Source organism: Thalassospira sp. ER-Se-21-Dark (assembly GCF_017922435.1).
Lineage (GTDB): Bacteria > Pseudomonadota > Alphaproteobacteria > Rhodospirillales > Thalassospiraceae > Thalassospira.
Genome location: NZ_VDEZ01000004.1, coordinates 129,735 through 142,198 on the forward strand (window position 1 = coordinate 129,735; position 12,464 = coordinate 142,198).

10 protein-coding genes are annotated in these 12,464 nt (G+C 53.6%); 2 read left to right on the plus strand and 8 right to left on the minus strand.

Features of this window, described 5'->3' with window-relative positions; genetic code table 11:
* Window positions 1–5: 5 nt before the first annotated feature.
* The 4 genes from lptD to FHI25_RS15990 all read right to left on the minus strand — a co-directional run bounded on the left by lptD (window position 6) and on the right by FHI25_RS15990 (window position 6,395).
* Window positions 6–2,159, minus strand: coding sequence for an LPS assembly protein LptD (gene lptD, locus FHI25_RS15975; RefSeq protein ID WP_349238028.1), 2,154 nt, complete (start codon window positions 2,157–2,159; stop codon window positions 6–8).
* Between the two features lie 36 nt (window positions 2,160–2,195).
* A complete protein-coding gene (gene lptG, locus FHI25_RS15980; RefSeq protein WP_210519464.1) occupies window positions 2,196–3,299 on the minus strand; it encodes an LPS export ABC transporter permease LptG in 1,104 nt (367 codons plus the stop codon).
* Window positions 3,296–4,414, minus strand: coding sequence for an LPS export ABC transporter permease LptF (lptF, locus tag FHI25_RS15985; protein ID WP_246879150.1), 1,119 nt, complete (start codon window positions 4,412–4,414; stop codon window positions 3,296–3,298). The genes lptG and lptF overlap by 4 nt, the downstream gene beginning before the upstream one ends.
* Before the next feature lie 214 nt (window positions 4,415–4,628).
* The gene (locus FHI25_RS15990) at window positions 4,629–6,395 is read right to left on the minus strand and encodes an acyl-CoA dehydrogenase (protein ID WP_210519466.1); all 1,767 of its coding nucleotides are present in this window, start codon (window positions 6,393–6,395) and stop codon (window positions 4,629–4,631) included.
* 381 nt (window positions 6,396–6,776) lie between these two features.
* Here FHI25_RS15990 and FHI25_RS15995 point away from each other — a divergent pair, with 381 nt between their 5' ends.
* Window positions 6,777–8,279 carry a S41 family peptidase gene (locus FHI25_RS15995; RefSeq protein ID WP_246879151.1) on the plus strand — a complete coding sequence of 501 codons (1,503 nt, stop codon included), beginning with the start codon at window positions 6,777–6,779 and terminating at the stop codon, window positions 8,277–8,279.
* Window positions 8,280–8,366: 87 nt separating this feature from the next.
* On the opposite strand, the gene FHI25_RS16000 is transcribed toward FHI25_RS15995, so the two are convergent.
* The 3 genes from FHI25_RS16000 to FHI25_RS16010 all read right to left on the minus strand — a co-directional run bounded on the left by FHI25_RS16000 (window position 8,367) and on the right by FHI25_RS16010 (window position 10,902).
* Window positions 8,367–9,236: an NAD(P)-dependent oxidoreductase gene (locus tag FHI25_RS16000; protein ID WP_008890561.1), complete on the minus strand. Its 870-nt coding sequence runs from the start codon at window positions 9,234–9,236 to the stop codon at window positions 8,367–8,369.
* A 123-nt stretch (window positions 9,237–9,359) separates the two neighbouring features.
* Window positions 9,360–10,412 (minus strand): polyphosphate kinase 2, encoded by a 1,053-nt coding sequence (gene ppk2, locus FHI25_RS16005; RefSeq protein ID WP_210519468.1) that lies wholly within the window; start codon window positions 10,410–10,412, stop codon window positions 9,360–9,362.
* A 247-nt stretch (window positions 10,413–10,659) separates the two neighbouring features.
* Window positions 10,660–10,902 carry a DUF1127 domain-containing protein gene (locus tag FHI25_RS16010; protein WP_210519470.1) on the minus strand — a complete coding sequence of 81 codons (243 nt, stop codon included), beginning with the start codon at window positions 10,900–10,902 and terminating at the stop codon, window positions 10,660–10,662.
* Window positions 10,903–11,040: 138 nt separating this feature from the next.
* Between FHI25_RS16010 and gcvA the strand changes: the two genes are divergently transcribed.
* Window positions 11,041–11,988 (plus strand): transcriptional regulator GcvA, encoded by a 948-nt coding sequence (gene gcvA / locus FHI25_RS16015; protein ID WP_210519471.1) that lies wholly within the window; start codon window positions 11,041–11,043, stop codon window positions 11,986–11,988.
* A 2-nt stretch (window positions 11,989–11,990) separates the two neighbouring features.
* Here gcvA and FHI25_RS16020 read toward each other — a convergent pair whose 3' ends face one another.
* Window positions 11,991–12,407: a DUF1489 domain-containing protein gene (locus tag FHI25_RS16020; RefSeq protein ID WP_210519473.1), complete on the minus strand. Its 417-nt coding sequence runs from the start codon at window positions 12,405–12,407 to the stop codon at window positions 11,991–11,993.
* Between the last annotated feature and the right edge of the window lie 57 nt (window positions 12,408–12,464).

A 12,464-nucleotide genomic window follows, 5' to 3' on the forward strand; every position in this document is an offset into this window, starting at 1 on the left:
TTTACTTACAATCCGGCTGCAGATGCAAACTCGCCAAGGGTCTTGAAAACGAGACGGAAAAGGAATTCGTCAGATTCACCTAGATCCTGATCCCGATAGAAGGTCCGACGGACTCGCCCATCAAATATGAAGCACTCATCTTCATAAACGAAACCGATACCATATTCCAAGGGGTCGGTTTCATCGAGGTCGTAGCGCCCATACGCCTGACCCGACCAGTACTGATTAAACTGACGTTCCGCGCGGAAGTAGATTTCCTCACGCTCGTCAAACTCTTCGCTGCCTGCTTCATCTGTGAAGTGTAGATACGTCGTATTCAGGCGTAACGTATCCAGTGATCCGACAGTCGCTGTTACCTGATTTCGGCGAGCAGAAAAATCGTCTTTTGAAAGACGGTAGCGATATGTCAGATCAAGATATTGGTTCGGGGCTACTGTCACTCGGCCAACATAATCTGAAAGATGCTCATCTAGTCCAGAGCCTCGGGCAAAAGTATCATTTTCATTTGCGCGGTAGCTTTGGCCAAACATCGCGCTGGTATAGCCTCCTTGGGGACCGTAGATACCCCACTCAAGGCCATAACTTGCCCTGAAACCGTCCTCTGCGCGATCCAGGCCGCCAAACCTGTCATGGGAGAACAGGTTGATATCGTCCAGTTCAAAAGACTGCGAGTCCTCATTCGGAATCTCATCAGGATTGCCACCGTTCGGAGACCAAGCTGCCATGGCGATTGGAGTAATGACCTGTTGGTAGCTGCCTTGGCTGCTTACGAACGGCATTTGCCAATCAATCGCAGCCAATGGCAGCAGGCGTCCCGTATATCCACTGTAGTTTTCTCTGTTAGTGCGAGATACGTCTGAGACAAGGTAGTTGTCACTTCGGACGGAGAGACTGAGTTTGGTGACATCACCCATCGTGCCCACGTGAGGGAGCTCCCAACCGGCTTTGGCAGACACACGATGCGAATTGGTACCCTCATCGCGGGTCAAAGAGAGGCCATCCAAGTCCAAGGTTGTTATGCTACCGTATTTTGCTGGCGCGGATTGTCCGTGAAACTGTAGATGCGGCAAAACAATGGGGGTCGTGTCCCGGTCATCATCACTCTTCAGCCCTTGGAAGTAGTATGCATCAGCGCGCGTGTAGCTGGCACCGCGAAACCCCTCGGTAAACAGGTTCGAGGTCAGGACAGAAGGTGAGCCAAAACCATACCGTGAGAGATATGTTTTTTCTGAGGCTTGTTCGGCGTCAAAGCCCCAACGCCACGTCGGATCGATGTCAAACCGTCCTTTGGCGTCAATATGGCCTTGCCAGTCATCCTCACTGTCTCTTGTAACGCTGTTGACGACGTCGAATTCTCCACTGTCCAGACGCTGTCTGTACTCGGTTGTGAGGACAGGACCTTCATCCGTTGTGTAAGTCGGCGTGAAAGTCATGTCCTTGCTATTGTCGATCGACCAGTAATAGGGTTGGCTGAAGTAGCTTCCAACGTGGCTGGTGCTGCCGAATGACGGCGCAAGCAAACCGGACTGCCGTTTCACGGTTGGGTCAGGATGCTGAAAATATGGGGTGTAGAGAACAGGAATACCCGCGACTTCGAGACGAGCGTCTTCATATTCTACCGTTTTACTGTCTGAATCATGCAGCACGCGCGCGGCGCGAATGCGCCAAAGCGGTGTCGAACTGCTGCCATTGTCTTCGCAGACTTTGCAGGGGGAGTAAACGGCCTTGGCAATCTCGGTAAAGTTCCCGCCGCTACGGCGGGCACCTGCACCTGCGATCCGGGTGTTCTCATCCAACAGGACATAAATATCCTGAACAATCCCTTCCTTGAAATCACCACTGAGTTCGACATAGCTGGCGAAGGTAACTTCGCCCGTCGGTTCTGTGATGCTTACATTTCCCGAAGCCGTGAGAACATCCTGTGATCGGTCATAGCTTACCGTATCAGCAAGCAATATACGTCCTTCCCGGGAAATTTCGACATTCCCACGCGCCGTGACGGTTTGCAGTTCCTGATTGTAATCGACCTCGTCGGCACTGAACAAAATGGCTGGTTCCGGCGGAGGAGCTTCTGAGCCAGTTGTTTGTGCGGTGGCAGAATGCAAGCTCGCAAGACCGCCAGCAACGAAAATCCCACAGCCCAGAATGGTGCTGGTCACAAGTCTTTTTATCATTCCCCCCGCCATGACCATAGGCTAGCCATCCTCAAGATGTAGCAATGTCGTAACCCCGAGCAACAGAGAAATTCCGGCTGGAGCCCATGCCGACAAAATCGGTGGAATTCCGCCGGAAACGCCCAAGGCTGAAATCACGTCGGTGCAAAAATACAAAATGAAGCCAGATGCAACACCCCCACCGATAACAAGGGATGCGCGCCGGCGTCGAGAAAATTTAAGGCAAAATGCAGCCGCGATCAAAACCATGGCACACAAAAGTAAAGGTCTGGACAACAGGCTGTGAAAATGGATGCGGTGACGGGTGGCATTAAAACCGGCACGTTCAAGCAGTGTGATAAAGGGCTTCAGGTCCCAGAATGACATCGTTTCCGGTGACGCGAAGCTGTCTTGTATCTTCCGCGCAGTCAGGTTCGTTGGCAGCATCATTTCTTTTGCAAACGTGCTGGCCTGACCGGGGACGAAGGTCCATGCATCATAGAACCGCCAAGTTCCGGGTTCGAGAACTGCCCGACCGGCATCGATCCGCATCGTGAAATCATCCGCATCTTCAAAACGGAAGATTGTCACGTTTCGCAGATCAAGTTGGTCGCCCTGCTGGTTGCTGACCGATCGCGCAAAAATAACAGCCTGACCATCCTGCGTGCCTTGCCGTAACCATAGACCGCTTGAGGATAGGTTCATGACACTTGCATTGTTCTGCAAATAGCGTGCTTCAAGCGTCTCGTATTTCTGAAGCAGGATTGAGGACAACGGATTGAGTGCACCTACCTGAAGGCTGCCAAGAACGAGGGCGCACAAGATAGGTGGTAGCATGAACTGCCATGCAGAGACACCTGCCGCGCGCGTCACTACAAGCTCCTGATTTCCGGTCAGTTTCCAGAATGAAAACATCGACCCGAACAGGACGGCGAAAGGCAGAACTTTCTCCGTCATGAACGGAATGCGACTAGCGGCCATCTGCAAGACAATGCTCACCGTGGCGTCCGGCTTATTGCCTGCACGACGAAGAAGCTCGATAGTGTCACCGATCAGGATCAGACCGATCAGGAGTGCAAGAATAGACAGGATCGAAATCAGGACATGCTTGCCAAAATACCATGTAAGAAGCGGCGAAATTCTCATGCTTCCGCCTCTTGGTTTATTGCGCGCCTTGCCTTGATAACCGGACCACGGAAAGTCCAGTAAAGCCCCAAGGCAATTGGTATCATTGCATTCATATACATCAGAGGCACAAGCGACGGATTTTTGGCAGCAAGATTTTTCATGGCTATACCGGCGGCCTGAAAAACTACCATGACGCCAATTGCGAGCAATAATCTGCCGGTCTGACCACGTCTGGAGAAGCTGCTTGATACAAGTACAGCCAATGCAATACTGGCAAATGCAATGGCATTCAGTGGTGAAATCAGGCGGTCATGCCCCTCTGCCCGAAAAGCATTAAGGTCTCTCTCTATTATGTTCGGGGGGGTGGCTGTTAGAAGGTTATAGACACTGCGTTCACGGGCTTCTTGATAGCGAAGGCCCTCGTCTACAGCGCCTTGCGCGATATCAACCGCATAGCGATCAAAATACAGGATGGACATGGTCCCATCGTCGGCATTGACTTCCTGGCGGTTGCCGTCAAGCAGAACAATGCGTGGACCGTCGTCTGTGCGTACCAAGGCGCCATGTTTGGCCATCATGGTCGTTTGGGCATCGGGATCGCGTGCGTCATGTACCAGAATTCCCAGCAATTCGTTATCGCGACCGACCTCGCGAACGTAAATGGTCAAACCATCAATGTCGGTGAAGCTGCCTTCCTGCAACAGTACCGATGAGAAATCATTGCGGATCGAGAATTGCAGTTCCTTGAACTGTGTGTAGCTGTAGGGAAGGTAAAACAGTGTCAGGAAATAACAGACTGCCGTCGACAGAAGCGCGACAATCAGGGCTGGCTTGGCGAGTGCCCACTGGCTCAATCCCGCCGAGCGCATGACGATGAGTTCGCGGTCCTGGATCAGTTTGTTGTAGGTAAAGACAATAACGAAAAACAGTGCGATCGGAATAATGATCGTCAGAAAGCTGGGCAGCAACAGGGATGTCAGCTGCAAAAAGACCGAGATCGACAAGCCCCGATTCACAATCATTTCAACAAAGCGCAAGCTTTGCGACAGCCAGATCACACACAGAAGCCCCAGTGTGACAAAGACCATCATGATCAGCTGCTGTTTGAGCATATATCGGGTTAAGCGATTCATTGGGCGGATTATAGAGAAGCAATCAAAAACCGAAACAGGAAATTGTCGTCAAACCCGTTCAAATCTTGCAGGATTTCCGAATGTTGGTCGGTTGGTGTGGTTAAGATCGGATGGGTTGAATAGGGGCGCCAAATAAGTCGCGCCACCGTTCTGCATTTGCGGCGATGGTGCGACGTCGTGATGGTCAAAAAGCACGGCAAAAATAAGGCTGCGGTTAAAGCAGTTCCGTTTCCGTGCAATTCCTGATCTGTGTCGCCATGAAAGCGGCCTCTGGCAGGAGTTGAGTGAAAAAGAACATGCAGCTTTTCATCTTGGCCTTGTGCAGGTCTTCTGGTGTTTCGGTGTTACTCACAGCGCCAAGCGAGCGCAGCATCAGCCATCCGGAAATGCACAGGGCGGCCTGACGCAAATATGGTGTGGCAAGCACCTGTGCCATATCCGCATCCACGGCACAGCGTTCCAACACGCACTCCGTTGAATTTTCGAGATCGGCAATGGCGTGATCCAGTTCACGGCGTGCCTTGGCGAGGTCGCTTGTTTCATCGATATTTTTCAGGCCGTGGATCGTTTCCTTGATATCTGCAAGCATTGCTGTCAGCGCAGCCGCCTGATCCCTAAGAACCTTGCGGCCGATAAAATCAAGCGCCTGAATGCCATTGGTTCCCTCATAGATTGGGGCAATGCGGGCGTCGCGAAGGTGCTGGGCTGCCCCGGTTTCCTCGATAAAGCCCATGCCGCCGTGGATCTGCACGCCAAGGGATGCATTGTCGACGCCAATATCCGTTGCCCAACCTTTAACCAGTGGGATCAGGAGGTCGGCACGCGCCTGCGCTGCCGCACGGTCCTGTTTGTCTGGAACGTGATGGGCAAGGTCGAGCTGGGCGGCGGCATAAAGCGAAAGTGCACGCACAGCATCGGTCGAGGACCTTATGCACATCAACATGCGCTGCACATCACCGTGGACTGTGATCGGCGCCTCTTCGCCGGTTTTGGCATCTCGCCCCTGTTTGCGTGTGTTGGCATACTCAAGGGCCTGCTGATAGGCGCGTTCGGAAATGGCGACACCCTGTTGGCCAACGGCAAGCCTTGCGTTGTTCATCATGGTGAACATATAGGCCAGCCCCTTGCCTTCTTCGCCAACCAGATAGCCGGTCGCGCCGCCTTTGTCGCCAAACTGCAAGACGGCTGTGGGGCTGGCATGAATGCCAAGCTTGTGTTCAAGCGACACACAGGTGACGTCGTTGCGCGCGCCGATTTCGCCACTGTCTGACACCAGGTATTTGGGAACGATAAACAGCGAAATGCCTTTGACACCGGCCGGGGCATCCGGTGTCCGGGCCAAAACAAGATGAACGATATTTTCGGTCATCTCGTGATCGCCATAGGTGATAAATATCTTCTGGCCGGAGATTTTATAGGTGCCGTCATCCTGCGGTACAGCAGTGCTGCGTACCTTCGAAAGGTCTGAGCCAGCCTGTGGCTCGGTCAGGTTCATGGTGCCGGTCCATTCACCTGATATCATGCGCGAAAGATACAGTTCACGCTGCTGGTCCGATCCATGGGCAATAAGGGCTTCGATGGCGCCGGATGTCAGCATGGGGCACAGTGCAAACGCCATATTGGCTGCCTGCCACATTTCGGCAACCGCCGCGCCAAGCAAGATCGGCAAGCCCATGCCGCCTTCGCTTTCCGGCGCAGATATGCCTTGCCAGCCACCTTCACAGAATTGCGTATAGGCCGCGTTCCAGCCCGTCGGTGTGCGAACAGTACCGTCCTCAAGAAGTTTTGCGCCTTCCTGGTCGCCGATGCGATTGAGCGGGGCGAGGACGGAGGCCGCAAATTTCCCCGCTTCTTCAAGGATTGCGTCAACCAGATCCGCACTGGTTTCACCATACGGCGGCAGGTTGGAAACCGTATCCAGACCAATCACGTCGTGGATCAGGAACCGGATATCTGAAATGGGGGGCGTAAAGTCGCTCATGAAAAAAGACGTCTCCCTGAAATGTGAGCCGCCCGCTCGGAACAGTCGGCTTTTTGCCAACCTTGTTTTATTGCGTCGTAGCATAACGACCCGATCCGACAAGATCGAGTCTGATTCGTGCAGTCGTGCAAAAGGACGCATTCAACATTGGTTTAAGTCACGCTTTGTGGCTTTCACACTGGCGAAATGACAAAAGACTACCGATATGTCCCAAAGACCCGAGTTCGATGCCTTAAACAGGTAAAAGTTGCGTGATCTGGCATCTATTATTTGCCAAGGGGTCGCCAATCGAAAAAAGGCAGGCTAGACTTGTCGTTGTTCAAGGCCAATTGATGTTCAATATGCATTTGGTCAAAAAAATCGAAGGACAGGAGCAAGCTGTTGCTGCGTAAAGGAATATTGCCAATTTTGTTTGCGGTGGTGATTTCGTTCGCCGGGACAAGACTGGTTGCTTGTGCCGGACCGGCATGGCCAAGCGATGAAGAACGCAGATTTCTGGACGCTTACCGCACCAGCGTGACCGCTGGCGCGAGCGAAGAACAGTTTGCCCATGCCGACAAGCTTTATGTCGAAGCACTTCAGGTCCTGTCGGAAACCTATGTCGAGCAAATTGATCGCGTGGCGTTTGTTGATAACAGCATTGCGATGTTGGGCGACCTTGAATCCGATGACACATCGCCGATCGGTGTGGTTGGTGCGGTGCTTGATGACAGTTTGCATGACCTTGATCCACACAGTGCGTATATGACCGACGATATGTTCCGCCGCCTCCAGGAAAGTACTGAAGGCAGCTTTGCCGGTGTCGGGATCGTCATTGCCCTTGATGATGAAAAGCGCATCCGGATCGTCTCGCCGATTGATGATACGCCAGCCGCGCGCGCCGGTTTGCGTCCGGATGACCGGATTACGCACATTGATGGCTACCAAATGGTTGGCGAACCGATTTCAGAGGCCGTGCGTCGTATGCGTGGCCGGGTCGGGGATCCAGTAACCCTGACCATCCAGCGTGTCGAAGACAGTTTTGATGTCACGGTAAAGCGTGCACGTATTGAGGTGCCCTCGGTCACGGCAAGCATCATTGATCAGGATATCGGTTATATCCGGGTGTCGCGGTTTGATGCGACCACACTCGACCAGACGCAGGAATATTTGCAGGAACTCGAAGACCGGATCGCATCGCCACGCGGCATAATTGTCGATTTGCGCCGTAATCCGGGTGGGCTTCTCGACAGTGCGGCAGACATTGCTGATCAGTTTCTGACAGAAGGTCTGATCGTTGCCACCGAAGGACGTGGTGAGCGCAAACTGAGGAGCTACGAAGCCGACCGGTCCGATTTCTTTGAGAATGTGCCGATGGCAATCCTGCTTGATCGTGGCTCGGCATCCGGTGCAGAGCTGATGGCAGCGGCCCTGCGTGAAAACGGCCGCGGCATCATCATCGGGGAGCGGTCCTTTGGCAAAGGGTCCATGCAGCGCATTATGCCGCTGACCTCGGGCGGTGGGCTTAAAATCACCACCGGTTACTACACCACACCGGAGAACCATATTGTGCAGGGCCATGGTGTGATCCCGGATATCGAAATTACGCTGGCGGATGCCGAGGAATTCGAGCGCGAGATTGATCTGGAACACGCACTGCCGTCGCGCCGTCGCGATCCGCGTCAGTCATTGGCAACCCTTGAGGCCACCAGCTGCGAACAGGATATCGATATCGAACGCCTCGGCAAATCGAGCCGCGAGAACCTTGAGGAAAATCTGGCAGAGAGCGAAGGTGAGAAACCCCTTCGCGATTCCGTTCTTGAATGCGCGGTGGGCTATTTCGATAAAGGTCCGCTGGCAAACTACCGCAATCAGATGGAGCCGCTGTTGCGCGCAGGTCTCTGATCGTCACTGCCTGATATGACATCAAAAAAAAGCGCGACCCACTAAGGTCGCGCTTTTTGTTTTTGTCAGTCTGCTGAGAAACGATGATTAACCGCGTGCCAGCAGATCAATCAGGCTCGAGGTATCCCAACGGTTGCCACCGCGTTCCTGCACCTGGGCGTAGAACTGGTCAACCAGGGCCGTGACCGGCAAACGGGCGCCATTGCGTTTGGACTCTTCAAGACAAATGCCCAAATCCTTTCGCATCCAGTCAACGGCAAAGCCGAAATCAAACTTGTTCTCTACCATGGTGCTGCCGCGGTTTTCCATCTGCCAACTGCCAGCCGCACCCTTGGAAATCACATCAAGGACCTTTTCCATATCAAGGCCGGCCTTAACGCCGAAATTGACACCTTCGGAAAGGCCCTGAACCAGACCGGCGATGCAGATCTGGTTGACCATTTTGGTCAGTTGGCCAGAACCGCTTTCGCCCATCAGTTTGCAGGATTTGGCAAAGGCATCAATGACCGGGGCTGCGCGATCAAACGCATCCTGATCGCCGCCACACATGACGGTCAGAACGCCGTTTTCAGCGCCAGCCTGACCACCGGAAACCGGGGCATCGATGAAGGAAATTCCCATATCCTTGGCAGCAGCATAAAGTTCGCGCGCGACATCGGCCGATGCGGTGGTGTTGTCGATCAGGACAGATCCCTTGTCCATACCGGCGAACATCCCGCCGTCGCCCAGCATGACGCTGCGCAGATCGTCATCATTGCCGACACAGGAAAAGACGAATTCCGCACCCTTTGCCGCCTCGGCCGGGGTGGGGGCGGACGATCCGCCAAACTCGGACACCCATTTTTCTGCTTTGGCTGAAGTACGGTTGTAAACGGTAACGTCGTGACCTGCTTTTTGCAGGTGACCGGCCATCGGATATCCCATGACACCCAGACCGATAAATGCACATTTTGCCATTGTTTGCCTCCCGAAGGTTTATATGCCTCCAGTAAAGGTTGCAGCGCGGGCAATGTCAATGAACGCAAATGTTACCGCGACAATGTTTTCACCATCCGGAAGACCAGAGATTGAGCGATCTCATCAATCCTCATCAAGTTCTTCGGCGACGCTGTGAATTATCCGGCGGTCATATACAAGGATTTCCGGCCGTTTTCCGGGGTATTCAAACTGCGACAGATAGAACCGGATGGCGTTGATGCGCGCACGTTTCTTGTCATCGGACTTCACGATCACCCACGGACTGTCCGTGGTGGAGGTATGGAAGAACATGTCGCGTTTGGCCTCGGTATAGGAATCCCAAAGGTTCTGGGAGGCCAGATCAACCGGGCTGAGTTTCCATTGTTTGAGCGGATCGCTTTGACGCTGTTTAAAGCGCCGTGCCTGTTCTTTCTTGCTGACCGAGAAATAGAACTTGGTCATGTGGATGCCGGATCGGATCAGCATGCGTTCAAGTTCGGGGACGGATTGCAAAAACTCGCTGACGTCAAACATGCTGCAAAAGCCCATCACCCGTTCGACCATCGCACGGTTGTACCAGGACCGGTCAAACAGGGCGATCTCGCCGCCGCTTGGCAGATGTTCGATATAGCGTTGGAAATACCATTGCGTCAGTTCGCGGTCGTTGGGTTTGCCAAGGGCGACGATCCGGGCACCACGCGGATTAAGGTGTTCGGTAAAACGTTTGATCGTGCCGCCCTTGCCAGCGGCATCGCGCCCTTCAAAAATGATCAGCGATTTGAGGTTTTCCGCCTTGATCCAGTTTTGCAGCTTCAAAAGCTCGATATGAAGCGGGGCGATCAGTTCCAGATATTGCTTGCCCTGCATCTTCTTTGCCCGTGCCTTGGGGTTAAGGTCGATATCGGGTGGGAGCTGATCTTCCCGAATGTTGCGCAGGTTCTGGCTGGTTGTTTTGTTCGGGTTTGATGGATGATCGTCAATCCGGTCCATGGTCAGGTTTTCGGAGTCCAGCAAGAAGTGGTCCTTTGCCTCGGTATCAAGTTTTGAAAGCGCATCGGTACGGTTGGCCGCAGATCGGCTTTTGCCCGTGCGCCGTGTTGCGTCACCGAGCACATCATTACTGTCCTGCTTGGCTGTTTTCACGGTTTGCTTTGACGTTTTCTTTTCCGAGGTCATGCGCCCGATTCCGCCGGTTGTGGTCAGATGTAACCATAACTTTGCGGGATTATTGAAATCATCGCAATGCAATGGATCAAATTACGAACTGTTGCGCGCTGTATGAACGTGACGCACGAAAAAGCCCGGTCAATGTGAGGGCATTGACCGGGCCAAGGGTGGGGTGTGCGGTGGCACGAAGGGTAGGATCTGTCTTGCGCGGTGTTCCGTGGGGGGCGGGTTACGGCAGGACAGATCCTGTGCAGTGTTATCGCAGCGGGAAAGACTGCCGGTATTCTTCTTCAGCCTGGGCACGGGTGATCCCGATGTCGGCAAGCTGCTGATCTGACATCCTGAGCAACATCCGACGTTGTTCACGAACCGCAAGCAACCGTGCAAAGCGATTTGAAAGATCGTTGAGGCGGTCAATAAGAGTGGTGACGAACGTACGGATACTTGCTTTGGGCGGGCGCTCCACGGCAGACGGAGCAGGGCTAAGTGAATAAGCCATCATTCTCTCCATGAGTTAATATTGCTAATGCAATGTTTGCTGTTGAAGCCATATTGTGTCTATATTTCGAGCGCGACAAACGAGTATTTCTGATCAAACGGATTAGTAATTCTAATTCATGATGTCGGAGTGATATCCATGCGGCTTCCGCCTTTGCAGTCCGTGCGCGCCTTTGATGCCGCTGCCCGCCATCTGAGCTTTACCAAGGCGGCCGAGGAGCTGTTTGTCACCCAGGGCGCCATCAGCCAGCAGGTCCGCCAGCTTGAGGAATATCTTGGTTTCAAGCTGTTTCATCGGTTGCCGCGTCAGATCCATCTGACCGAAGAGGGTGCGCAACTGGCCCAGGCAACCACAGCAGGCTTTTCATGCATTGCCGAGGAGATTGAGCGCCTGACCACGATTGAGGAAGCCGGTGTGGTGACGGTCAGTGTTTTGCAAAGTTTTGCGGTGAAATGGCTGGTGCCGCGTCTGGGGCATTTCCGCGATGCGTATCCTGATATTGATGTGCGCATTCATGCCGATGACCGGCTTGTCAATCTACGGACCGAGGGCATTGATCTGGCGGTTCGGTTCGGTTGTGGCAATTATCCGGGGCTTGTGTGTGAAATGCTGATGCGTGACGAGTCTTTCCCGGTTTGCAGTCCGGCCTATCTTGCCGCCAATCCGGAACTGAAAGAACCGGCCGATGTCGCCGGGCACCAGCTATTGCATGATGCGACAACCTTTATTGATCACCCGCATGCTGCCGACTGGGAATTTTGGCTGAAAGGGGTGGGGGCAGAAGGTGTTGATGTCAGTCGCGGTCTTCGATTTAACTCTGGTGATATGGTCATTCAGGCAGCCCTTATGGGGCAGGGGATTGCCATGGCGCGCACAAGTCTGGCCGCCCTTGATCTGGCGGCGGGAAATCTGGTGCGACCGTTTGCGCAAAGTGTTGCGTCAAGCGGGGCCTATTATCTGGTGTATCCGGAGGAGCACCTTCGGCGTCCGCGCGTAAAGGCATTTGTAAGCTGGCTTAAAAATGAAGTGGCTGAGACCTTGCGTGAAATTGATCCCGATGAGACGGACACGCCTGTAGAGGGCTGAGTTCAGATTAACCCGAGGTCACGTAATTCATCGGCCATGTCATCGGGCAGGGCGTCGGTTCCGCCGCCCTGTTTTTCATCTGGCGGGCATTTGTCATCGGGGAAATAGCGCCACCCCTGAAACGCGCGGTGCGGATAGGGACGGGTGGCGATCAATTCGTCGTCCAGCACGATGCGGCAATATTTCGTGCCTTCTTCATTGACGTATTCTTCAAGATCAATGACCCGCTGGCGGCAGCGCACCGCCCCCTTGATCACCCAGTAAATCGATCCGCCATCAAGAATCTCTGCCTTGCGTTTGGGCGTCATGCGAGTGGTGTGAAAAATGCGCCCGTGCATGGCCTGAAAATAGGTTTGCCATTCCTTCAGGCTTTCGGGGCTTTCTGTTCCAACACTCAGTTTGATGATGTTCAAAGGCATATCAGGAGGGTTTCTTGTGCGGTGGTGTTCAATGACTGATGAGGTAGAACCCGTAAG